Annotated in this window: 14 protein-coding genes; 7 read left to right on the top strand and 7 right to left on the bottom strand. The window is 74.5% G+C overall.

Going from position 1 to position 22,631, the window contains the following annotated elements; translation table 11 throughout:
- Window position 1: 1 nt before the first annotated feature.
- Window positions 2–796, bottom strand: a complete 795-nt coding sequence (locus WMF20_RS47820) for an ABC transporter ATP-binding protein (protein WP_437608494.1) — start codon at window positions 794–796, stop codon at window positions 2–4.
- 688 nt (window positions 797–1,484) lie between these two features.
- Here WMF20_RS47820 and WMF20_RS47815 point away from each other — a divergent pair.
- The gene (locus WMF20_RS47815) at window positions 1,485–2,936 is read left to right on the top strand and encodes a hypothetical protein (RefSeq protein WP_437608492.1); all 1,452 of its coding nucleotides are present in this window, start codon (window positions 1,485–1,487) and stop codon (window positions 2,934–2,936) included.
- A gap of 270 nt (window positions 2,937–3,206) precedes the next feature.
- On the top strand, window positions 3,207–4,571 hold the full coding sequence (locus tag WMF20_RS47810) for a hypothetical protein (protein ID WP_437608490.1): 1,365 nt from the start codon (window positions 3,207–3,209) through the stop codon (window positions 4,569–4,571).
- Between the two features lie 237 nt (window positions 4,572–4,808).
- Here WMF20_RS47810 and WMF20_RS47805 read toward each other — a convergent pair whose 3' ends face one another.
- Together WMF20_RS47805 and WMF20_RS47800 are read right to left on the bottom strand one after the other, a co-directional pair.
- Window positions 4,809–5,834: an aminoglycoside phosphotransferase family protein gene (locus WMF20_RS47805; RefSeq protein WP_437608488.1), complete on the bottom strand. Its 1,026-nt coding sequence runs from the start codon at window positions 5,832–5,834 to the stop codon at window positions 4,809–4,811.
- A gap of 108 nt (window positions 5,835–5,942) precedes the next feature.
- On the bottom strand, window positions 5,943–6,281 hold the full coding sequence (locus tag WMF20_RS47800; protein ID WP_437608486.1) for a hypothetical protein: 339 nt from the start codon (window positions 6,279–6,281) through the stop codon (window positions 5,943–5,945).
- A gap of 349 nt (window positions 6,282–6,630) precedes the next feature.
- Between WMF20_RS47800 and WMF20_RS47795 the strand changes: the two genes are divergently transcribed.
- Complete coding sequence (locus tag WMF20_RS47795; protein WP_437608484.1) at window positions 6,631–8,379, top strand: DUF2169 family type VI secretion system accessory protein; 1,749 nt, start codon at window positions 6,631–6,633, stop codon at window positions 8,377–8,379.
- Between the two features lie 3 nt (window positions 8,380–8,382).
- Window positions 8,383–9,933 (top strand): type VI secretion system Vgr family protein, encoded by a 1,551-nt coding sequence (locus WMF20_RS47790; protein WP_324293041.1) that lies wholly within the window; start codon window positions 8,383–8,385, stop codon window positions 9,931–9,933.
- 193 nt (window positions 9,934–10,126) lie between these two features.
- Here the strand turns inward: WMF20_RS47790 and WMF20_RS47785 are convergent, their stop codons facing one another.
- The 4 genes from WMF20_RS47785 to WMF20_RS47770 form a co-directional block, all read right to left on the bottom strand.
- Window positions 10,127–11,341 (bottom strand): STAS domain-containing protein, encoded by a 1,215-nt coding sequence (locus WMF20_RS47785; protein ID WP_437608483.1) that lies wholly within the window; start codon window positions 11,339–11,341, stop codon window positions 10,127–10,129.
- A 210-nt stretch (window positions 11,342–11,551) separates the two neighbouring features.
- Window positions 11,552–11,971 (bottom strand): PIN domain-containing protein, encoded by a 420-nt coding sequence (locus WMF20_RS47780; protein WP_437608482.1) that lies wholly within the window; start codon window positions 11,969–11,971, stop codon window positions 11,552–11,554.
- On the bottom strand, window positions 11,968–12,918 hold the full coding sequence (locus tag WMF20_RS47775; protein WP_437608480.1) for a hypothetical protein: 951 nt from the start codon (window positions 12,916–12,918) through the stop codon (window positions 11,968–11,970). The genes WMF20_RS47780 and WMF20_RS47775 overlap by 4 nt, the downstream gene beginning before the upstream one ends.
- 369 nt (window positions 12,919–13,287) lie before the next feature.
- Window positions 13,288–14,034 carry a hypothetical protein gene (locus WMF20_RS47770; RefSeq protein WP_437608478.1) on the bottom strand — a complete coding sequence of 249 codons (747 nt, stop codon included), beginning with the start codon at window positions 14,032–14,034 and terminating at the stop codon, window positions 13,288–13,290.
- 411 nt (window positions 14,035–14,445) lie between these two features.
- Here WMF20_RS47770 and WMF20_RS47765 point away from each other — a divergent pair, with 411 nt between their 5' ends.
- The 3 genes from WMF20_RS47765 (at window position 14,446) to WMF20_RS47755 (ending at window position 22,589) form a co-directional block, all read left to right on the top strand.
- Window positions 14,446–16,191 carry an ATP-binding protein gene (locus WMF20_RS47765; protein WP_437608476.1) on the top strand — a complete coding sequence of 582 codons (1,746 nt, stop codon included), beginning with the start codon at window positions 14,446–14,448 and terminating at the stop codon, window positions 16,189–16,191.
- The gene (locus WMF20_RS47760; RefSeq protein WP_437608474.1) at window positions 16,188–21,743 is read left to right on the top strand and encodes a hypothetical protein; all 5,556 of its coding nucleotides are present in this window, start codon (window positions 16,188–16,190) and stop codon (window positions 21,741–21,743) included. The genes WMF20_RS47765 and WMF20_RS47760 overlap by 4 nt, the downstream gene beginning before the upstream one ends.
- A gap of 240 nt (window positions 21,744–21,983) precedes the next feature.
- On the top strand, window positions 21,984–22,589 hold the full coding sequence (locus WMF20_RS47755; RefSeq protein ID WP_437608472.1) for a DUF488 domain-containing protein: 606 nt from the start codon (window positions 21,984–21,986) through the stop codon (window positions 22,587–22,589).
- The last annotated feature ends 42 nt before the right edge of the window (window positions 22,590–22,631 follow it).

The following is a 22,631-nucleotide window of genomic DNA, read 5'->3' as shown; positions in this document are numbered from 1 at the left end:
ATCACGGGGAGCGGGGGAAGACCTGATAGAAGCCGTCGCGCTCGACCACGGAGAGCGGCACGTCGAACAGGCGCGACAGGTTCTCATCGGTCAGCACCTCGCGCTTCGGGCCGTCGGCGAAGATGCGGCCTTTTCTCAGCAGGACGACCCGCTCGATCTCGGGCGGGATCTCCTGCACGTGGTGCGTCACAAGGATCAGCGTCTTCCCGTTCCGCACGAGGCGCCTGAACAGGTCGACGAGCTCGAACGCGGCCTTCAGGTCGAGGCTGGTGGTCGGCTCGTCGAGCACGAGCGCCTCCGGGTCGTGCACGAGCGCGCGCCCGAGCAGGCAGCGCCGCTGCTCGCCGGCGGACATCTCCGCGATCGGCTTGCCCCCGAGGTGCGCCACGCCGAGCTCGCGGAGCACCTCCTCGGCCCGCCCGCGCTGCGCGCCGGTCGGCGGCTGGTGCTCGTGCAGCCCGGCGCTCGCGAAGAAGCCGGAGAGCACCACGTCGAGCCCCCGCACCTCCCGCGGATAGGACATCTGCAGCTCGTACGACACGAGCCCCAACCTGCGCCGGAGGGCGAACACCTCCCACCTTTCGCGACCGAGGATCCGCATGCCCGAGCCCTCGCGGTGGACCGGATAGATCTCCCTCGAGAGCAGCCGGAGCAGCGTCGACTTCCCGGCCCCGTTGGGCCCGAGGATCGCGGTGCTCTCCCCCTGCTCGATGCGCAGCGACAGCCCCTCGAAGACGCGCGTATCGCCGCGGTACACCTCGGCGTCCTCGATCTCGATGAGCGCGGGCGCGCTCATCGCTCCACTCCACAGTTCGCGTTCATGCGGCGCAGACTACCGGAGTGCCGAGCTGGATAAAAGACGCACATCCTATCCAGCGCCACCTCGCAATTCAAGCGCTTTTGCCGAGCGCCGAACAGATCTTACATGTCGGCACATGTCAGACATGCGCGATGTGATCCGGCGAGACCGAGCGTCGTCAGCTCGAATATTGCTGCCAGACTGCGACCCCAAGATCTCTTTCATGGAATCTTCTGCTACCGGCGCGCGAGATGGCGCCTCTCCCGGTGAGACAGCGGACGTTCGTGGGTGCGCGCCGCGCCGAGCACCCGAGTCGTGATCCCCTGATGTGGCCCTTTGCCACGGTCGCATTCTCCAGTGTTTGCGCGAACTTTCCCCTGTTTTCCCGCGCTTTCCCCGCGTTTTTCCCGCGCTTTTCCCAATGGAATCAGGGTCTTCGCGGTGGATCGTCCGTGCCCCGGATCGGCGATCCACTCCATCGGTCACTCACCATCTCTCGCGGACAGGCACCGTCGAAAATCTGCGCACGAATCGGCGTTTGCCGATCTCGAGAGATCGATGGCCCGGTCGTTGCAGTCGCCCTGGCACCTTCAACGCGTGCCCCGCGCCAAGCCGATGCTGGCGCTCGGGAGTGAGAAAAATCCGACGCGGCGCCGAGCCGCTCGGCCACTTGGAGATTGACGCAATGACGAAGATCAAGGGTTCGCTTTTCGGTGCTGGGGCGGTCTCGTGCATGCTCGCCGCGCTCGGCGGGTGCATCGTCGCCGCGGACGACGGCTCCAGCGTCTCGGAAGAGAACGAGATTTTCGCCGATGAGGTCGCAGCAGCCGCGGCGGCGTCGCAGATGCGCTTCGGCGTTGCTCCGCAGTGGAGCCAGACCTGGTCGCCGCCCTCGTCCGGGCCGGCCAACGTCGACGTGGTCGCCGTGGGCGACTGGCTTCAGTCGAACGGCTTCACTTCCACACATAAGAGCAAGCTTCAGCAGATCGTCAACCAGGGGAAGACCCCCTACTTCTTCGGCTACATCGCCACGGACATGACGAAGAAGGGGCTCGGGTCCGACCGCGACTGCGACGGCGACGCCGGCGCGCCGCTCTGCCAGAAGGGCGCGGCGTACGTGCGCAGCAACATCGGCAAGATGGTGGACGCCTACAAGCAGGCGGCGCAGGGGATCAACGCGTCCTTCGGCGGGCGGTCGGTCGAGGCGCTCATCCACATCGAGCCAGACTGGTACCAGTTCTCGCAGACGGCGCAGCAGAACGCGCTCACCGAGACGGAGTCCGACAACTTCATGAACCAGATCCTCGGCGCCATCCGCTCCGGCTGCCCGTCGTGCAAGGTGGTCATCGACTTCAGCCCGTGGTTCAGCCCGGGAGCCACCAAGTGGGCCTCCTCGGTCGGCGACTTCTACGACGGCTGGGACCGCAGCGTGGTCAAGTACGTCGGCCTCACGGGCAAGCAGTTCCCGTTCACCGAGGGCAAGATCGACAACTTCACCTACCGCGAGATCACGCAGGCGCTCGCCCTGCCGCTCGTCATCGTCGACGCGTACACGTTCGGCGGCGGCCCGATCAACGTCGACACCACCTGGCTGAACGCAAGCAACGTCGCCAAGGCCGTCGACATGGGCGTCGCGATCGTCATGCTCTCGCAGACCGGCGACGTCGCCGCCTACGACCGCTTCATCGCCAGCGTGAAGGGCGGCAGCTCCAGCAGCAGCAGCAGCTCCAGCAGCAGCAGCAGCTCCAGCAGCAGCTCGACGACCACGAGCAGCAGCAGCAGCGGCGGGGGCAGCGGCGGCTCCGGCGGCAGCGGCGGCTCCGGTGGCTCCGGCGGCAGCGGCGGCTCCGGCGGCGGCACCACCGGGACCGGCGTTCGCGTCGAGGGCGGCAATATCGACGTCAGCATCACCACGTCCACGTCGTGGTCCAGCGGGTACTGCAAGGACGTCAAGCTGACGAACAAGGAGAACCGCGAGGTCACGTGGACGCTCTATGTGCCCAAGGAGGGCACCATCTACAACAGCTGGAACGTCAAGGCCGAGGCGACGAGCACCAACTTCGTGTTCTCCGGAACGTGGAACGCCAAGCTCGGGCCCGGCTCGAACACCAGCTTCGGATACTGCGCGAACCGCTGACGGACGGACCGAGGGCGCCGCGCGGCCGCGGAGGCGAGCATCGCCTCACGGCCGCGCGGCGCGCCAGCCCGCAGAACGGCCGAGCGACACGGGGAGTCAGAGGCCCCTCCGGACTCCCCTCTTCTCCCGCTCTCCCGCGCCCCCCGCCTTTTGGTATCCTGGGCGCACCGTGCCCCCCGCCCCGCAGCGCTGCCTCCCCGCCGGCGACGGCCCGAGCCGCACCACCGGCGCCGCCGCGCCGCGCGCGCGCCGTCCGGTCCGGAGCGCCGCGTGCCGCTGAAGCTCCGGGTCACCTGGCGCAACGCGGGCAGCCCGCTCTTGCCGGACGCGCTCGCCGAGGTGCAGGCGACGGCCGACGGCGCGCCGCTGCCGCTCGCCCGCGCCGGCCCGGGGCTGCGCGAGTTCGACATCCCCGCGGGCGCGGCGCGCGTCGCGCTCACGGCGCGCTTCTCCGCGGCCTTCGGCGCCTTCGAGGACGTCCCGGCCCTCCAGGAAGAGGTCCTGTCGGTCGAGCAGGCCTTCGACGTCGCCGGCGGCGGGACGGCGCTCGGCCCCGCCCCGGACCCGGCGCTCGGGCAGGCGCACCCGCTCATCGACGTGACGTCGACGCCGGGCCTCGCGCTCGCGCAGATCAGGACCGATTTCGTCGACATCACCCCGTTCTGGATGGCCTATGCGCAGTACTCGGACGAGTACCAGCGCGAGCACCGGCCCGGCACGGAGCTCGTGGCCCTCGGCGCCACCGCGGGGGAGCCGAAGATCTGGTTCGCGAGCATCCCCGAGGCCTGCAAGGCGCCGCCGGACGCCGGGGTCTCGGCCCTCGTGTTCTACCGGCCGGAAGGGTACGCGTATACCCGGGTCGACCAGCGCCACGAGATGTTCGGTCTGAATCGGTACCTGCTCAGCCCCGACCCGGATCCGAGCGCCTCGTACTGGGCGCGCGACGTGTTCGAGCGCGACCCGCGCGACGATTCCCGCTGGGTGTATCTCCGCTGCGGCTTCGAGGAGGCGCTCGCCGCGAGCGGCAGGGCGGTGGTCATGCTGCACCCCTGGCCGAGCGGCACGAGCTTCGGCGCCGCGACGACCGCGGGCCTTCCTGGCCTGGCCGAGGCGGCGCTCCGCTTCCTCGGGGGCGCGCGCAAGATCGCGCTCGGGCCGGGCGGGGCGCGGCTCGGGAAGCTCGGGCTCGCGGGCTTCAGCGCGGGCGGGCTGCCGCTGTGGCAGGCGCTGGCCGCCAACGTGCGACGGGTGAGCGAGGTCTTCGCCTTCGACGCCCGCGGCATCGCCAAGAGCGAGGCCACGATCCTCCGCTGGTACAGCGGCGACGCCTCGCGCCGGCTGCGGATGACCGGCGGGCACCAGCTCGACGCGAACGCGGCGATCCAGCGGAGGCTCGCGGGCAGCGCGGACGGGGCCCGCGTCTCGTGCCTGCCGCCCGACAAGAGCGGCTATCTCCCCGGGGTCAACCCGCGCTGGGATCACGTGTGCTCCTCGCTCGACGACGGCGAGAAGGACGTCTATCTGAACGCGGACTGGGTATGGCACCAGTTCGCGATGTTCGGCGGCGTTCCGGAGGCCGGCGGGACGAGCGCCGTCACGTTCCTCCAGCGCTTCCTCGAGGCGTCGGACCTCTGAGCCGGACGGTTCCGGAGGGGCGCGGGCCAGCCGGCCGACGCGGGGAGGGAGAGAATTTAACGCAAAGGCGCAAAGGCGCAAAGACGCAAGGAGAATTATAGGAAGAAGAAGAGAATGAAGATAGGAAGAAGAAGAGAATGAAGCGCTCGCCCGATCGAGACGCTCGACGGCGACACCCCCTTTTTCTCTTGCCTTTTTGCGTCTTTGCGCCTTTGCGCCTTTGCGTTGAATTCTCCCTCACGCCCGCGCGACGATCCGCGAGAGCGCGCGCATGTCCCCGTCGTCGCCGAGCCGCGAGAGCGCGGCGCGCGCCCTCGCCAGCGCGGGCTCGACGTAGCGCAGGTAGCCCGGATCCGCGCCGATGCGGTCGAGGAAGACGAAGCGGCCGGCGTCCTTGAGCTTGCGCTGGACCGTGACCAGATCGAACTCCCGGCCGAGCGCCTCGCGCGCCGCCCGATCGAGCGAGGCGGCGGCCGCGTAGTCGTCGAGGCGGGCCTCGACGAACGGTCGATCGAGATCCTGGAAGCTGTCGTTGAGGAGCGTCACCAGGTCGTAGACGCGCGGGCCGAGGAGGGCGTCCTGGAAGTCGAGCCACGCGAGCTCGAGGCCCCCGCCAGGCGCGTCCACGACCATGAGGTTGCGGCTCTGGAAATCGCGGTGGACGAAGCCGCGCGGCCACGCGGCGATGCGCCGGGCGAGCCGACCCGCCAGCGCGTCGAACTCGGCACGCGCGGCGTCGCCGAGCCGGAGGCCGCGCGCGTCGAGCGCCCACGCGCGGAAATGGTCGAGCTCCCAGCGCAGCAGGGTCGCGTCGAGCGCGCAGGCGTCGACGATCGAGCCGCGCGGCAGCGCCGCGAGCGCCCGCTGCGCCCGCGCCAGATCGCGCACGGCCAGCGCGTAGACCTCGGCGCGACGCGCGGGCTCGCGCTCGACGAAGGCCGCGAGCGTCCGGTCCCCGAGGTCCTCCAGGAGGAGCAGGCCGTGCTCGCAGTCCTCCGCGAGCAGCGCCGGGACCCGGACGCCGCGCTCGCGCAGCAGCGCGTGCACCTCCAGGAACGGCCACCGCGGGGGAGCCGCGCCGGCCGCGACGCCGTCGCCGTCCGCGCTCGGTGAGAACATCGCGACCGCCGTGCCGGCCGGCGTCACGACGCGCAGGTAGCGCCGGCACGACACGCCGCCGCGCAGGGGCGAGAGCGACGACGGAGCATGGCCCGTGACCCGCTGGACGAGCCGGTGCAGGGCGTCGGGGTCGAGCTCGCGCACGCCCCTTCGTACGCCGGCAGGCCATGCGGGCGCCAGCCTTCCTGGCGCGATCGCTCCCTGCGCGGCCGCTTAATCTCCGGGCGCGGCGGCCTGGGCCGCCCGCGCGCCTCAGCAGGCGCCGGCGCAGCCGTCGGCGCTCTGGAACCAGAGGCCGCCCGAATCCTCGCACGCGCTGCGGTCGTACCTGCCCGTACAACAACGCTCCTTGCTCTCGCACACCTTCGCGACGCTCTCGCCGCTCCGGAAGCAGCATTTCCGGCTCTCGGGCGGCTCGTGCGCGCCGGCCGGATCCTCGGGCGCGGCCGGGTCTCCGGGCGCGGTCGCCTTCTCGATGACCACCGGGACTGCGGGCGCGACGAGCGTGGCCACCGTGTCGCAGCCGAACGAGCCAATCATGACGAGGACGGCGAGCGCCGCCAGCGCGCGAGCGGTTCCAGCCAGCTTCATGATCGCAGTGGGTCGCATGGGCGCAGGGCGGCCGCAAGTTTCTGCGCTCCGCCGCCCCGCGCAGCGGCCGATACAGCGCTCGCCCCCAGCCATTCGTTATGGCGACATCGACCCTCGCGGCGCCGCCATCGACCCTCGCGGCGCCGCCATCGACCCTCGCGGCGCCGCCACCGACCCTCGCGGCTCCCTACAGCAGGGCCGCCGCGCGCGCACCGCCGGCAGATCGGCCCGGCGCGGCGCGGGTTCGGCCGGGGGGGCGACGGCGGCTGTGCTATACACCCGTGGAATGGCGAACAGTGCGACGGCGCCGGAGAGGGTCACGCCGCTGAGCGGAGCAGCAGCGACCTCGGTGGCCTGGCGTAGCCGGGGCGAGCTCCGCATCACCGTGATCGTCAAGGCCACCTTCGCCTTCGCGGCGGACGCGGAGATGCCGAGGGTCGAGCCGCAGAAGATCCTCCACGGGGAGGTGCATCACGGCAACAACCCGGCCCGGAGCGTCAAGCTCACGAGCGATCTGGCGCCGCACCTCGACCAGGCCGACGTGCTCTTCACCGGCCACGCCCACGCGCCGCCGCCCGGCGCGCCCGTGCACTCCCTGCCTGTGCGACTCACGATCTCCGACGAGGGCGAGGTCCTCCTCGACAAGGAGCTCCTCGTCCAGGACAGGGCCGGGTTCCAGCGGATGCCGATCGTGTATGAGCGGGCGCTCCGCGGGGAGAGCGATCACGAGAACTTCCTCGGCGTGCAGGCGACGGGCGACCCGTCCGATCCCGAGGCGAACATCCTCGATCCGCTCCACCCGGCGCGCGCGGCCGGCTTCGGCCCGATCGCGCGCGCCTGGCCGGCGCGCAGGCGGCTGCTCGGCGCCACCCCGCGCAAGGCGCTCGACGCCCCCATCGCCGACATCCCCGACGCCTTCGCGTGGGCCTATTACCAGGCCGCGCCCCCCGATCAGCGGACGCGCACCCTGCGCGGCGGCGAATGGATCGAGCTCCAGGGGCTGCACCCCACGCTGCCGCGCCTCCGGACGCGGCTGCCCGAGGCGCGCGGCCGCGCGCGCATCCACGGCCTCTCGGCCTTCGGCGTGAGCGAGGGCCAGCCGCTCGATCTGCACGCGGACACGCTGCGCATCGACGGCGACGAGCAGCGGTGCACCCTCGTCTTCCGGGGCAGCTTCGCCGTCCCCGACGAGGCCGCGCTCGCGGCGGCCGCCATCGTGGCGGGGGTCGAGCTCCCCGGAGAACCGCTCGAGTGGCCCGAGCGGCCCGCCGACGCGGGCGCCGCGGGCCCCGGCCTCGCCCGGGCGGCCGACGCGGCCGTCCGCGCGCTCGGCCTTTCCGACGGCGGCCTCGGCGCGACGCAGGCCGATCCGGCCGCCGGGTCGCGCACGATGAGCCTCGCGGAAGACGGCGTGGCGGCCTTCGTCCAGGCGGCGACGCCGTTCCGTGACGGGCCTCCGCCCGGCGACGTCGCCGGGCACGCCGCGGGGGCGCCGGCGCCCCGGTTCGACACCGGGACCCTCTCGCTCTCCTCGGCGGAAGACCTCCCGGCGGGGTCTCCCCTCACGACGCTGGCCTTGCTGTCCGAGCCCGACGACGGCGCGGCGGACGCGCCGGCGCTCCCGTTCCAGCCGGCGCCCCCGGGCGCCGGCCTGCCCCCGTCGATGCTCTCCCGGGAGCCGGTCGCGGCCGACGAGCGCATGGGCTCGGGCACGCTCGCGCTCTCGTTCGAGGACGACTGGGAGCCGCGCGCCGACGCGCCCGGGGCCGCCGTCCCCGCGGCGCCGGCGCTCGATCCGGAGCCCGCGGCCGCGGGCGCGGCGGAGCCCCCGCGCGCGCGGCTCCCGGAGCCGTCGTCCCCGGAGCTCGTGTTGGCCGCGGAGCCGCTGCCGCCTCCGGCGCCCGCGCTGCCGGAGCCGTCGCCTCCGCCGCAGCCCGTGATCAGCGCCTCGCCCGCGCGGTCGTTCGAGCCGGACGAGCCGCCGGCGGCCCCGCCGCCCCGGCGGCCGCCGCCCCCTCCGCTGGAGCGCCCGTCGCTGCCGACCCCGTCACCCGCATTGAGGAGGAGCCTTTACGAACGGTTCGAGCGCAAACGATAGCCCGTGAGGCCCGCCTCGCCGGGCGCGCCGGACGCCCCGGCGGACGGCGCGCCGAGGCGGGCGATCCTCTCCCACAGCACGATGGATGGAGCTGCGACGATGACCACCCAGCACGAAACCCTAGACATTCGCATCGAGCTCGCCGGCCTCTCGTCCGACGTCCTCCAGCTCAACAGCCTGTCGGGGCGCGAGGCGATCTCGCAGCTCTTCGCGTTCGACGTCGAGGTGGCCTGCCCGAGCGAGGCGGCGGTCGACGGCCAGGCCTTCACGGGGGAGAGCGTCGCGATCGTCTTCGAGCGGGACGGGGTCGAGCTGCGGCGCATCCACGGCATGGTCGCCGAGGTGCAGGATCGCCTCGCGACGCTGCTCGACCACCGCGCCTACCGGCTGCGCGTCGTCCCGCGCGCGCACCGGCTCACGCTGGTCGAGACCACCGAGATCTCGATGAACAAGGCGGTGCCGGAGCTCATCAAGCAGAAGCTGGAGCTCGTGGGCCTGAGCGGCAGCGACGTGGAGTTCCGGCTGATGGGCACCTATCCGTCGCGGGAGTTCACGGTGCAGTACCAGGAGACCGATTTCGCCTTCATCTCCCGCTTGGCCGAGCACGTCGGGATCAGCTTCTTCTTCGAGCACCAGGACGGGCAGGACACGATGGTCTTCACCGACGACGCCAGCGGGTTCAAGCCCGCGGCCGGGGAGGCCGCGTCCGTCCAGTTCCGCGAGCGCGGGGAGACCCGGGACGTCTTCGAGATCGGGGCGACGTCGCGGCTCGTGCCGAGCGTGTACGTGGCCCGCGACTACAACTATCGGCAACCGATGCTCGATCTGACGTCGGAGCACGTCCTGCCCAGCGGGTATGCGGGGGGCGTGATCGAGTTCGGCGGGCATTACAAGACGCCGGCGGAGGGGAAGGTGCTGGCGCAGATCCGGGCCGAGGAGCGGCAGGCGACGCAGCTCGTCTACACGGGCAGGAGCGCCGTGTGCGGTCTCGGCGCGGGCGCGCGGTCGACGCTGGAGGGGCACCCGAACCTCGAGGGGCTCGAGCTGCTCTTCGTCGAGGTGGAGCACCACGTGACGCAGCCCGCCGGCGGCTGGGGCGGGGGCGAGGCGCCCCAGCGCTACGTGAACGCCTTCCGGGGGATCCCGGCCAAGAACACGTATCGGCCGCCGCGCGTCACGCCGATCCCGCGGATCAGCGGCGTGGTCACGGGGATCGTCGACGCGGGGCCGGGCGGCGGGGGCAACGACGCGCAGATCGACGATCAGGGCAGGTACATGATCCGGTTCCTGTTCGACACGGGGGCGGCCGGCGGCCTGACGTCGAGGCCGGTGCGCATGCTCCAGAACCACGCCGGCGCGAACTACGGCACGCATTTCCCGCTGAAGCCGGGGACCGAGGTGCTCATCGCCTTCGTGAACGGCGATCCCGATCGTCCGGTGATCGTGGGCGCCGCGCCCAACCCGCTGACGCCCTCTCCGGTGAACAGCGCCAACCGGTCGACCCACCGGATCAAGACGCAGGGAGGCATCGTCTTCGATCTCGTGGACGAGTGAGCCGCGCGCGGCGCCCCGGGCGAGGCGCGCGCCTGCGCGGGCCCGGGGCGGCGCGCCTGCGCGGGCCCGGGGCGGCGCGCCTGCGCGGGCCCGGGGCGGCGCGCCTGCGCGGGCCCGGGGCGGCGCGGCTGCGCGGGCCCGGGGCGGCGCGGCTGCGCGGCCCGGGACGTCGCGGCGGCGCGCGGGGCGGCGTTCAGGGGGACGGCGTCTTGCCGGGCGCCGGGTGGCTCGGCGCGAGCGAGGCGCCCTGGGCGCGGGTCATGGTCCGGATGGCGTAGTTGAGCGCGGCGCGCAGGTTGCGTTGCGTGTTGAGCTGGGTGAGGTCGAGGCCGAGGGCGACCATGGTCTGGGCGACGGTCGGCTTGATGCCGGCGACGATGCCGTCGGCGCCGAGGAGCCGGATCGCGGTGACGAGCTCGACGAGGTGGGAGGCGACCTTTGTGTCGACGACCTCGACGCCGGTGAGGTCGAGGATGGCGAAGCTCGCCCGCTTCTCGACGATCTGCCGGAGCAGGCTGTCCATGACCTCGGCGGTGCGCACGCTGTCGACCGTGCCGACCATGGGCAGCGTGAGCACGCCGTCCCAGACCTCGATGATCGGCGTCGAGAGATCGCGAATCACCTTCTGCTGCGCCGCGATCCTGTCGAGCTGAATGCGCAGCTCGTTCTCGACGAGCTTGGACTCCGAGATATCGATGGCCAGGCCGATCGCGCCGACGCGCCCGCCGGACGGCTCGCCGAACGGGATGAGCCAGTTGTTCCAGTCGATGCCGTGGGTCTCGCTGCGGAAGCGGCACACCTCGCCTTCGAGCAGCCGCTGCTCCGTTTCGGCGTTTCCGGGGGCGTCGGCATAGAGCTCGGCCATGTTGACCCCGACGAGCTGCCCCGGTTTCATCCCGAGCTTGGCGACCGCTTTGCCCTGATGGTAGATGCACACCCCGTCGGGGCGGGTCACGAATATCGCGAGCGGGTCCATGTGCTCGGCGATGGCGTCCAGGATGTGCGCCTTGAGCCGCAGCGTGCTGAGCTCCTCCTCGGTCGCCGCGGGCGCGGCGGAGGCGACGGCGGGCGCGGGGCGGAGCGAGCCGAGGACGGCGCCTGGGTCGGACGACGACCGGCTGGCGTTGCACGAGAGCGGCCGGTAGGCGCCGCCGCCGTCGCGCAGGCGCACGTCGAACGCGACGGGCTCGCCGCGCTGGCGGAGCGCCGACCACGCCGCCTCGAGCGCCGCGCGATCGTCCGGGTGCGCGAGCTCCGCGAGGAGCGCGCCGCCCTCGACCCCGGGGCCCAGCGCTTCACGGAGCCCACCGCTCCCGTGGAGCAGCGCCCCGTCGGCCGAGGCGATGAAGAGCAGATCGGAAGAACGGGCGAAGAGCTCGCCGAGCAACGCGCTGGGGGCAGATTCCATCAGGCTCACATCTCCTCGAGGGCAAGAAGTGAAGATATACCGTGGACGAAGCGCGCGGGGGAAGGGCTCCGGGGGCCGGCTCGGTGCGATCGGGATGAGAATGGGCGCGGCGTCAGCGTGCCGGCTTACGCGGCGAGAAAGCGGGCCGGCTCAGCGGCCGGCGCTGGGAGGTTCTCGGATGCCCCGAGGGTCTCCAGCCGACCTTGTCTTTCACTCGAAGCAGACGCGCTGGATGAACTCGCCGTGAAGTGGGTCGAAGTCCTTGTCCGTCGTGATCAGGGTAGCGGATGCCGCCCGTGCACATGCTGCGATCCAGATATCGTTATCGGACAGCTTCCTTCCCTTTCGTACCAGGTATGTGTGCATCGCAGCGTAGGCTTCGAACACGGCGTCATCGTGGATATCGATCGGCACAAGTTGCTCGAGGAGAGCTCGTAGACGTTCTGTCTTGTCCTCGCCCCAGCCGCGGTACTGCGCAAACGCGAGCGCCTCGCCGACCGTGACGATCGAGATCAGCGGGCGCTCCGCGTGCTGGCCGAGGCGCATCGCTGCGTCGATCGCCCTGCCGGTCTCGTTCCCTCGTACGAGATGGAGGACGACCACAGTATCGAGCAGAACGAGCCCGGTCATGAGAGCTCTTTGATGGCCTGGTTGAACTCCTCGTCCGTCTCGTCGCCCGGCCACTTTCCGAAGATCGCGTTGACGCCGGTGGTCGCTGTCTGAGGTCTGTAGAGCGCTCGCGGCTCCCTGCGGCGACCGAAGATGGGCTTCGGGACCTTCGACCAGAAGCCGGAGATCCCCTCCCCATCTTCGATCCGCTCGGCGTCGAGCCGAAGGACGCGACCCGAAGGGCGGTACACCGCCCGGCCGTGGACCAGGACGCGACGGCTGAGGAGCTCACGGGCGGCCTCGACGCTCCCCCCGGCGAGCACGCCCCGGATCTCCTCTCCGCTGTCGAGCTTGATCGCGAAGGACTGGGTGCTCACCCGGACCATGTCGAGCAGGCCAGCGATGCGCACGGCCTGGGCTCTTGGCGTGGATGCGCTGAGCTTCCTCGCCGTCTCGACGGTAGCTCGGTCGAGCAGGGCCTCGCCGGGAGCGCCGGTCCGGTGCTCCTCGACGCGAACCGCGTCGAAGCCGGCCTCGAGCAGCCGACCGAAATGCGCGACGCGCTGGAGCAGGGGGCGATCGAAGCGCTCGCTGTCCGGGTTGCCAGCGCCGACGTCCTGGAGGACGCCGGCGAGCACGTCGAACCCTGTCCAACCGGGAGGAGGCCGCGAGGGCCATATCTCCGCCTGAAGATAGAGCTCCTCGGCGGCCTCGCCGAGCGCCGGGGCCTCGAAGTGCAAGATCGTGTCGTCGTTGCCCTCGACGTCCACGAGCCGGATGTCGCAGGCGGCGTTGAACCAGGCACGAGGCCGTCCGGCCGCGACGCTCCGCCCCTCGAAGGCCATCAGGACGGAGCGTCGCACCGCGACATCGACCTGCTGGAGGGCGACGCCCAGCGGAGCGGGCGGCACGCGATGGCCGAAGCGCTTCGGGCTGGAGAGGCGGACGGCGTGGTGGACGATGGGCACGGCGGGCTCCTTCGGGTCGTGGCGAGGCTCGGCCGAGACCGGCAGGCAGAGGATAGCGCGAGCTGGCGCCGCCGTGCACGGCGGGGTGTCAGGCGTCGGGCTCCTGAGCGAATTACTCTCGACGTGGTGCACTCGACCTCGAACGCCGCGACGATCGAGTTGCCCTTGAGCCAGAGCACGTCGATGAGCTCGATGGTCCGCGTCGTGGCCTCGGCAGCATCAAGGACGTTCCTGAGAACCAAGAGCCCGGGTCAAGCGCCGATCTCGAATCGATTCCCCTTCCCCATGCCGAGCTCAAAGCATTCATCGGGGTGTCCGTGCCCGGCTGGCGTCCATGCGGCAACAGGGGTCGCGCTGCGCCGCGGACGCTCAGGCAATCTCTGGCGGCGCGGGCGCCTCGGGCGCGGCCTTCTTCGCCTTCTTCACCCTGGCCGCGGCGGCGCGCGGGACATGGAGCTCGTCCAGATAGCCGAACACCTGGGCATCGAGGTCGGGCGGCAGCTTCGGGTTGTGCTCTACCTCGTCGGCGATGCCCGCCCGCAGGCGGGAGAGGAGGCCTATCGTGGCGGCGCGGAGCGCGCCCGCGCCCTTGCGCGAGGTCTCCTTCATGTCGGCGCGATCGCTGAGCATGGAGTGGAGCCGCTCGCCGGCGTCGAGGAAGCCGCTGATCCAGTCATGGAGGGTCTCTCCGCCGGCGGCGGGGAAGCGCTCGAGATCGGCCTTGTGCTGCTTGAGGATCTTCTTGCGCTCGATGGCCGCCCTGGCCTCGTCCGCGTAGCTCGCCTTGAGCTCGGACAGGGCGGGGATGAACGCGCGGCGGATCCGCGCCGCAGCGGCGACCGTCTCCGCCGAGACCTGCGGGTGCCGGAGGTAAGCCTCGGTCATGTACCAGACCGCCTTGCCGAAGCCATCATGCTCCACGTCGGTCTCCTCGAGCTCCGCCGCGAGGGCCTTCCCTCCGATCACGACGGGAGGAAGCGCGGAGATCTCCTCCAGCTTCTTCGCGAGCATCGGCTCGTAGGTCTTGCCGGAGCTGGAGCGCAAGAGCGCCGGTTTGCGCTTGTCGAACAGGTCGGTGAGCCCGAGCTTCAGATCGGACAGCGTGAGGTTTTGCATCCTGTCGAGGGTAGAAAGGCGAGCAGGAAGATCAAGCCGCCACGGCCGTCGGAACAGTGCCTGCCCGGCGGCGAACCGCGGGCGTCGCGCCGACCATCCCTGATGCCCCGGCGGCGAGGCGCGGGCGTCGCGCCGACCATCCCTGATGTCCCGGCGGCGAGGCGCGGGCGTCGCGCCGACCATCCCTGCTGTCCCGGCGGCGAGGCGCGGGCGTCGCGCCGACCACCCCTGATGCCCCGGCGGCGAGGCGCGGGCGTCGCGCCGACCACCCCTGATGCCCCGGCGGCGAGGCGAACAGACCGGAGCCACGACGGCGATCGGCAGGGCGCCGAGAAGGGACATCATGAGTCTTCCAGGACACGCCCAGGACACGAGGCCCACCTCCGCCCTGTGATACCCTCGCAACGCGCCATGGCCCCCTACCGATCGTCCCGCGAGGACCGCGCCGCGCCGAAGGCGCCGCCCCCAGGCCCCGTGGCCGACATGGTGCAGCAGTTCGCCGACCCCTACGCCTTCCTCCGCGAGCTCGTGCAGAACGGCATGGACGCCGGCGCGCGGAAGATCGCCGTGCGCGTCGAGACGCTGCCCGGCGCCTGCGCCACCTCGGTCACCGACGACGGGAGCGGCATGCGCCGCGAGGACATCGAAGGTCCGCTCCTCACCCTCTTCAGCTCGTCCAAGGAAGGCGACCCCAGCAAGATCGGCAAATACGGCGTCGGCTTCGTCTCCGTGTTCGCCATCCAGCCAGAGCAGGTCGACGTGGAGACGTGGCGCGACGGACAGGCCTGGCGCCTCCGCCTGCGCAGCGACACGAGCTACGAGCTCGAGGACGCCGGCCCCCGCCAGGGCAGCGGCACCCGCGTGACCCTGATCCAGCGGCTCAGCCGGGAGGCGTTCGTGGAGCACGCGCGGCGCGCGCGCGCGGCGCTCCGCCGCTGGTGCCGCCACGCCGAGTGCGAGATCGCCCTCAGCATCGCCGACCATGAAGGGAACGCGCGCGCACGCGTCGAGCGCGTCGACGCCCCGCTCTCCGTCGCAGCGCCCGTGTCCGTCACCGCCGTCGAGGAGGACACCACCGTCGTGGTCGGCCCCTCCGCCGGCGCCCAGCACCTCCCACCCCCCGCCGGCGGCGAGCCCGCCGCCGAGCAGGGCCAGAGCTTCGCCGGCTTCTACAACCGCGGCCTCACCCTGTTCGAGACCACCGACGAGCTCTTCGGCGGGCTGTCGGGCGTGCGGTTCAAGGTGATGAGCCCCCACCTCCAGCACACCCTGAGCCGCGACAACGTGCGCCGCGACGACGCCTTCTGGGAGGCGCTCGCCCGCGTGCGCGAGCTCGTCAAAGGGCCGCTCCGCCGCGAGCTCGCCGCCCGCCTCCCGAGGGCCGCGGCGAGCGCCGCCGCCAGCGAGGGCGCCGCCGCCACGTACGCGGCGCTGCTCGAGGCGGCGCTGTCGCCGCCGACCGCGCTCGATCCCGACGAGATCCCGTTCCCGCTCGCGAGCCCCGTCGCCGGCGACCGGGCGCGCGCCGGCCTGCGGGCGCTCGCGCCAGGGCGCGAGCCGCTGCTCGTCGCCGATCGGGCCGACGCGCTGACCGAGGCCATGGCGCAGGGCGGCCTGCCCGTCGTGCTGTGCAACCACCCCGCCACCATCGCGCTGCTCAAGCGGTGCTTCCCGGCGGCGCGCATCGAGCACGCGCGCGCGGCCTACCTGCTCGTGCGCGAGGCGCCCGAGAGCGCCCGCGCGGCCGACGCGCCGCTGCTCCAGGTGGTCGAAGGCGCGCTCGCCCGCGCCCGGCATAGGGTCGCCCGGGTGAGCCTCTGCCAGATCCAGGGCGCCCTCCGCGAGCGCGGCGCGATCCTCCTGCCCGCCCGCGAGCGCGGCGGGCCCGAGCGGAGCTGCCACGCCGCGCGCGACGTGGTGCGGCGCGCGGCGCGCTTCCGGCCAGGGCACGCCCTCTACCTCAACGTCGAGAGCGACACCGTGGCGCTCGCCCGCAGGCGCGCCGCCGTCGATCCCGTGACCGCCGGCAACCTGCTCGCCCGCGCGCTGCTCGTCGAGGCCAGGGGGCCGCTCGATCCCGACGACAGCGACCGGCTCCTCGACCTCGCCGCGAGCCCGCCGCCGCTCGCGCGCGCGCCGAGGGGGCTCCCGCGGTGAGCCGGGTCGTCGCCCGCGGCGCCATCCGCGTCGATGCCCGCCGCGCCGTCCAGAAGCTCCGGGAACACCTGCTCGTCGACCTGGACCTCTACCTGCTCGAGCTCGTCCGCGCCGCCGCGGCCGGCGGCGCGACGCGGATCGACCTCGAGTACGACGCCGACGACGTGGCCGTGACCTTCGACGGAGCGCCGCCCGACGCGCCCGTCCTCACGCGCCTGCTCGACCACGTGCTCAACGCCGCGCCCGACGCGCCGTCCCGGAGGCTCCGGCTGCTCGCGCTCGGCGTGAACGCGGCGCTCGGGCTGCGCCCCGCGCGCGTCGACCTGATCACCACCGGCCGCGGGCCGTCCGGCGAGGCCCCCGGGGCGACCTGCACGCGCGTGCGCTTCACGCCCGCCCTGCTCGAGGCGCCTGCCGACGCCCTCGCGCCGGCCGCCGCCCCCGCCTGCGACGAGGTGCCGAGGCCGCCCGGGATGCCCGCGGCCGGGCTGCGCGTCGAGGTGCGGCGGCGGCTCGGATGGTCGGTGCTGCGCCGGGCGATCACCGGCGACACCCCGCCGGAGCTCGCCCACCTGGCCGCGGCCACCGCCGACTTCCCGATCCCGATCACCCTCGCCGGCCAGCCGCTCCGCCGCGCCCTCCCGGGCGGTCAGCCCGCGGCGCTCGTGCGCGTGCCCTTCCACGTGCACGGCGCGCGCCGCGCCGCGCTCGAGATCGTCGCGCCCCGCGACCTCGCGGCCGCGCCGGCCACGGCCACGCCCCTGCCCGCGCCGCCCTCGTCGCCCCTCCCCAGCGCGCTCTCCCCCCTCCCCGCCCTCCCCGCCTTCGTCCCCCTTCCCCCCCTCTCCGGCCACCCCGCCGTCGACTACCTCGAGCACGGCGTGCGGCTCGTCCGCGAGCGCTTCCACTTCGAGCCGCGGTTCCCCTCGGCGCCCTACCAGGGCGTCGAGCTCCCGGTCCGCCTCGTCGTCGACGCGGACGAGCTGCCCACCAACGCGTCGCGCTCGGCGCTGCGCGAGGACGCGCCCCTCGGCGCGCGCCTGCGCGAGGCGGCGAGCGGCGCGCTGCTCGACGCGCTCGCGGCGCTCACCGCCGTCGCCCGCGGCGAGGGCGCCGTCCCCGAGGGCGCGCTCGTCCTCGACGCGGACCGCGGCCGGATCGAGGACGCGCTCGCGGCCTTCGCGTGCGTCGCGACCGGGGCGGCGCGCGCGGGCGGGCGGCTGCCGCCCGAGGCGCAGGCCGCGCGCGAGCTCCCGCTGCTCCGCGACGGGCACGGGCGGCCGGCGTCGCTCGCGTCGCTCGACGGGCGCGACGGGTCGCCCCTGTTCCTCCATCGCGGCGACGCGCGGCTCCCGGAGGAGCTCTCCCCCTGGGCCCACGACGTGATCTGGAGCCGCGGGGGGCTCGCCGAGCGCGCGCTCGCCGGGCTCCCGCTCGCCGACACCGAGGCGATGCTCGAGCAGGCGAAGCTCGGCGCCGGGCGCCGCAGGGCATTCCTGCTGCACGCGACCGGCGAGCCCGTGGTGCCGCCCTCGCCCGAGCACGCCTTCCGCGCCGCCTTCCACGTGGACGAGGGGCCGCTCGACGGCCTGCGCGGCGAGCTCGCCGTCTTCGCCGACGGCGGCGAGGCCCAGCGCGGCGCCGAGGTCCGGGTGTTCGTGGACGGGCGGCACCTCGAGACCGTGGCGCTCGACGCCGCCGCCGTCCCCCTGCCCGTCGAGATCGCGCTCGCGTGGGACGGGCGCGTGCGGCCGCGGTTCGGGTACGACGGCGTGGAGCGCGACGCGCGCTTCTTCCGCGCGGTCCGCCACGCGCTCGGCGTCGCGCTCGCCGCGGCCGACGCCGAGGCGCGGCGGCTCTTCGGGCCGAGGGCCGCGCACCAGGGCGCGCCGCCGCCCGAGCGCGAGCTCGCCCGCCTGAGGGGCCCGCTGCGCGCCGCGATCGGCGCGCTGTACTGCGCGCCGCCGCGCCTCGGCGCGCCCGGCGGCATGCAGGGGCGCCGGGGCAAGGCGGGGCGGCGCGACGGCGACGAGCTCGCGCCGTCGCGCCTCGGCGGCCTCCTGGAGGCGCGGCTCTGGCCGCTGCACGGGTCGAGCCGGTTCGTGAGCCTGAAAGGCCTCGCCGCGCTCGCGCGGCCGACGCGCGGCCTCTGCGCCGCGCCGCCCGAGGCGCGGGGGCGCGCGGCCGACCGGCGGCCCGTGCTCGCCGCGTCGCAGCGCGAGCTCGACTGGCTCGCCGCCGCGCTCCCGGGGTGCGAGCTCGTCCCCTACACGCCGGGGCTCTTCGGCGAGGACGAGCTCGCGGCGCGGGGCCCGGCGCGGCGGCGCGCGCTCGCGGCGTCGCTGGAGAAGCTCGCGCCGAAGGGCGCCGCGGGCGCGCCGGTCCTCGAGGTCGCCGGCGCCGGCTTCCTCGCCCTCGCCGCGCCCGGCGACGCGATGGTCGAGGTGTGGCACCACGCGTCGCAGCCGCTCGCCACCCTGAAGGCCGCGCCGCTCCTCGGCCCCGCCCACGTCGCGATCGACGACGACACGGCGGTGCCGAACCGGGCGTGGAACGGGGTCCTGTCGCCCCGCAACGACGCCGCGGTCCACGAGGTCGAGCGCGCGCTCTGCGAGGCGATCGTCGCCGCGCTGGAGGGCGACGCGGCGGCGCGCGCGCGGCTCGGGCTGCGGGACGATCCGCTCCGCCACGGCGGCAGGCCGGGCGCGCTCCTCGTCGCCTACCTCCTCGACAGCGCGCGGGCGCTCGCGGAGCGGGCCCGGGGCGCGCCGGTCGAGGCGGCTGGAGGCGGGCTCGCGGCGCGCATCCGGCGCCTGCCGCTGCTCGCGATGCTCGACGCGCGCGGCCAGGAGGTCGCGTGCTCGCTCGAGGCCCTCGACCGGGCGCACCCGTCGCCGGGGCCGATCCCGGTGCTCGACGAGGCGCCCGGCTTCGAGACGCTCGCCTGGCGCCCCCTCGTCGTCCGCGACCTGCGCGAGCGCGCGGCGCTCCTGCGGTGGGCCGGCGGCCGCGTCCTGCCGGCGGCCGGCGCGGTGCCGGCGCGGCGGCTCCGCGCCGCCATCGAGCAGAACCTCCGCAGGCGCGCCGAGAGGGCGCAAGAGACGCAAGAGACGCAAGAGACGGAAGGGGAGCGCCCGGCGCGCGGCGCGGGCGCGCCCGCGCCGCTCGCGCTGCCGGGCGCGCCGGCGCACCCGCGCCTCCGGATGAGCCCCGCGGCGCTCGGCGTGCGCGATCTCGAGGGCGAGGTCGAGATCGTCGAGGGGCCGGCGTCGGACGCCCGCCTCGTCGGCCCGGGCGGCGAGGAGCGGCGCGTCGAGGTGGATCTGCCGATCCCGCTGCGCATCGTGGCGCGCGCCTCCGCCGCGGACCCGCCGAGGGACGAGGTGCACGCGCTGCTGACGCGCCTCGCGAAGGGCGCGGGCCGCTACCTGATCTCGCTCGCGCCCCGCTTCGACGAGCTGCCGCCGTTCGTCCGGGGCCACGCGCGCCGCGCGGTCCTGCGCACGCTCGCCCAGGGCAAGCGCGTGGTCGCGGGCGCCGCGAGCGCGCCGCTGTTCCCCGACATCGAGGGGACCCTCTGGTCGCTCGACGAGCTCCGGCTCAACCCGCGCGCCACGTGGCTGTGCACCTCGACGCCGCCGCCCTACCCGACGCAGCGCTACGAGCGGCCGGTGCTCGCGCTGAGCACGCCCGAGCGGCTGCAGCTCGCGACGGCGGTGCTCGTCAAGGACATCACCGACGTCGTGGCGCGCGATCGCGCGACCGAGGAGCGGCTCGCGGCGCCGCCGCTCGCCGTCGTCGGCCTCGACGACGCGGCGCGCGCGGCGTGCTTCGCCGCCTTCCCCTTCGCCCAGCAGGAGGGCGCGCCGCCGGCGCACGGCGAGATCGGCCTGCTCGCCCCGGAGCACGCCGGCGCGGCCGGGATCGCGGTGCACGTCGGGCGGCGCCCGCTCTGCGCGATCGACGCCGGCGACGGGTGGCCGCTGTGCGCGGCCGTCAACGACGACGCGCTCGAGCCGAACCGCGCCTTCGACGGGCTCAAGGCGAGCGCGGACGCGGCGAGGCTCCGGCAGGCGGTGCGCGACGCCGCCGGCCGGTGGCTGCGCGGCCGGCTCGCGCCGCCCGGGGACGCGCTCGCGACGCGGTGGATCGACGCCGCGACGGGCGGGCCCCGGCCGCTGTTCGTGACCGGCGCGCTCTGGCTGCCGGCGCGGTGGCCCCGCGCGCCGCGGGTGCTCGTCGGCGCGCCCTCCGCGGCGATCTTCGACGAGGGTCGCGGCGCCGGCGAGGGCCGCGGCGCAGGCGAGGGCCGCGGCGCAGGCGAGGACCGCGGCGCAGGCGAGGACCGCGGCGCAGGCGAGGACCGCGGCGCAGACGAGGGCTTCACGCCGCGCGCGCTGCTCTCGGGAGCGGGCGCCGGCGGCGTGATCGGGCTCGCGCCGGTCGAGGGGATGCTCCTCGTGTGGCCGATCCACGCGGCGCCGTGGGAGGCGGTCGCGGAGCTCGCGATGGCGGCGGCGGCCTCGATGGCGGCCGAGCTCTCGGACGAGGCGGCCGCCGCGCCGTACCTGTGGAACCTGCACCTGCTCGGCCGCCTCTCCGGCGGCAGGCTCGCCGCGCGGACGGCCGGCGGGGAGGCCGTCGGCCCGGCGGCGATCCGCGCGGAGCTCGCGGCGCGCGGCTGCCTGTGGATCACCGACCGCCGCGGGAGCGCGGACGGCGATTTCCCGGAGGGGACGCCGGCGTTCGTGCTGCTCGACGACGGCTCGCCGCTCGTCGAGGTGCTGCGCCACCGGGCCGCCCCGGGCGCGCTGCGCGAGCTCGGCGCGCCCGCGGCGCCGCCGCCGTCGGCCCGCGCCGGCGCCGGCGCGGCGGAGGTCGGGGTCGCCGCCAAGGCCATCGTCTCCGCGGCGGGCGCCGCGGCGCCCGCGAGCTCGCGCGGCGCGCGGGCCGCGGCGGGCGCGCCCGGCGGCGAGGCGGCCGCGATCGCCGAGGCGCCGCCGAGCTCCCGCGGCGCGCCCGGCGGCGAGGCGGCCGCGATCGCCGAGGCGCCGCCGAGCTCCCGCGGCGCGCCCGGCGGCGAGGCGGCCGCGATCGCCGAAGCGCCGCCGAGCTCCCGCGGCGCGCCCGACTCGAGCCGCGCGCGCGCGTGGGTCGGCGCGCTGTGGCGCAGCGTGCGCGGCCTCATCGGCGGCGAGGCGGCGGCGCTGACCGGCGCCTCGCCCGAGCGGCGCGGCGCGGCGGCCGAGAGCCCGCTCGCGGCCGCGCTCGGCGAGGCCATCGCCAGGATGGGCCTCGCGGGGTCGCCGGTCCGCGCCGTCGTCGAGAGCCGCTCGGGGAGGCCGGTCCGTTACGACGCGAGCCGGTGCCACATCGTCGTCAACACCGAGCACGAGGCGCTCGCGTGGCTGCGCGGCCGCGGCGCGCCCGATCCCGCGGCCGTCGCGCTGCTGGCGGCGGCCGCCGTCGGCGAGGTGAACCGCGCGCTGAAGTCGGTCACCGACGCGGAGGAGCGCCGGGCGCTCGAGCACCTGCTGCGCTGGATGGGGTAGCGCGCGCCCGCCGGCGGGGCCGCCGCCAGCGGGACAGGGAGGCCGGGGTGGTGGCCGGATTTGAACATGAAGGCGGGAAGGCGGGAAGAAAAGATCAATGATCTTCCTGCCTTCCCGCCTTCATGTGAATCACTCCGGGGCAAATTGGGCCACCACCGAGGCCGGCGCCGGCGCGGCAGAGCCCGCCCCGCGCCTCCGCCGCGCGTTGCCCGCGCGCCGCCGGGACGCAAAGCTTCCCCCGTGGACACCGTCTTCACCGTCGGCCACGGCACGCGCAGCGTGGAGGAGCTCGTCGAGCTGCTCGGCGAGGGGCCGGCCGACACGCTGATCGACGTCCGGAGGTTCCCGGGATCCAGCCGGTCGCCGCACCTCGGCCGCGCCGCGCTGGCCGAGGCGCTGCCGCCGCTCGGGGTGACCTACGTCTTCCGCGGCGACGCGCTGGGCGGCCGGCGGACCGGGCGGGACGGCTCGCCCCACGTCGCCTGGGAGAACCCGAGCTTCCGGGCCTACGCCGACCACATGGAGACGGCCGAGTTCCAGCGCGCGCTCGCCGAGGTGGAGGCGGAAGCCCGGGCCGGACGGCGCATGGCCGTCATGTGCGCCGAGACGCTCTGGTGGCGCTGCCACCGCCGCCTCATCGCCGACGCCCTCGTGGCGCGCGGCCTCGCGGTCGTCCACCTGCTCGGCCCCGGCGCGCGGGCCTCGCACGCGCTGAGCCCCGCGGCGCGGATCGACCGCGCCGGCCGCCTCGTCTACGACGTCGGCGCCCAGCGCGCGCTGCCGCTCGGCGGCGCCGAGCGCGCCCCCGCGCCGGACCGGCCCGCGCGCCCGCGCCGCGCGCGATGATCCGCGGGCCGCGCCGCGCCGCCGGGTGCATCCGCCCCGGGT

The sequence above is a fragment of the Sorangium sp. So ce834 genome, assembly GCF_051521425.1.
Taxonomy (GTDB): Bacteria; Myxococcota_A; Polyangia; order Polyangiales; family Polyangiaceae; genus Sorangium; species Sorangium cellulosum_D.
The sequence above is the reverse complement of the archived record's forward strand: the minus strand, read 5'-3'. Positions and strand labels throughout refer to the sequence as shown.

Excerpts from the sequence above, each read along its gene's own strand:
- WMF20_RS47820 (WP_437608494.1), bottom strand. The coding sequence starts at position 796 with ATGAGCGCGCCCGCGCTCATCGAGATCGAGGACGCCGAGGTGTACCGC.
- WMF20_RS47815 (WP_437608492.1), top strand. The coding sequence starts at position 1,485 with ATGACGAAGATCAAGGGTTCGCTTTTCGGTGCTGGGGCGGTCTCGTGC.
- WMF20_RS47800 (WP_437608486.1), bottom strand. The coding sequence starts at position 6,281 with ATGAAGCTGGCTGGAACCGCTCGCGCGCTGGCGGCGCTCGCCGTCCTC.
- WMF20_RS47785 (WP_437608483.1), bottom strand. The coding sequence starts at position 11,341 with ATGGAATCTGCCCCCAGCGCGTTGCTCGGCGAGCTCTTCGCCCGTTCT.
- WMF20_RS47780 (WP_437608482.1), bottom strand. The coding sequence starts at position 11,971 with ATGACCGGGCTCGTTCTGCTCGATACTGTGGTCGTCCTCCATCTCGTA.
- WMF20_RS47770 (WP_437608478.1), bottom strand. The coding sequence starts at position 14,034 with ATGCAAAACCTCACGCTGTCCGATCTGAAGCTCGGGCTCACCGACCTG.
- WMF20_RS47765 (WP_437608476.1), top strand. The coding sequence starts at position 14,446 with ATGGCCCCCTACCGATCGTCCCGCGAGGACCGCGCCGCGCCGAAGGCG.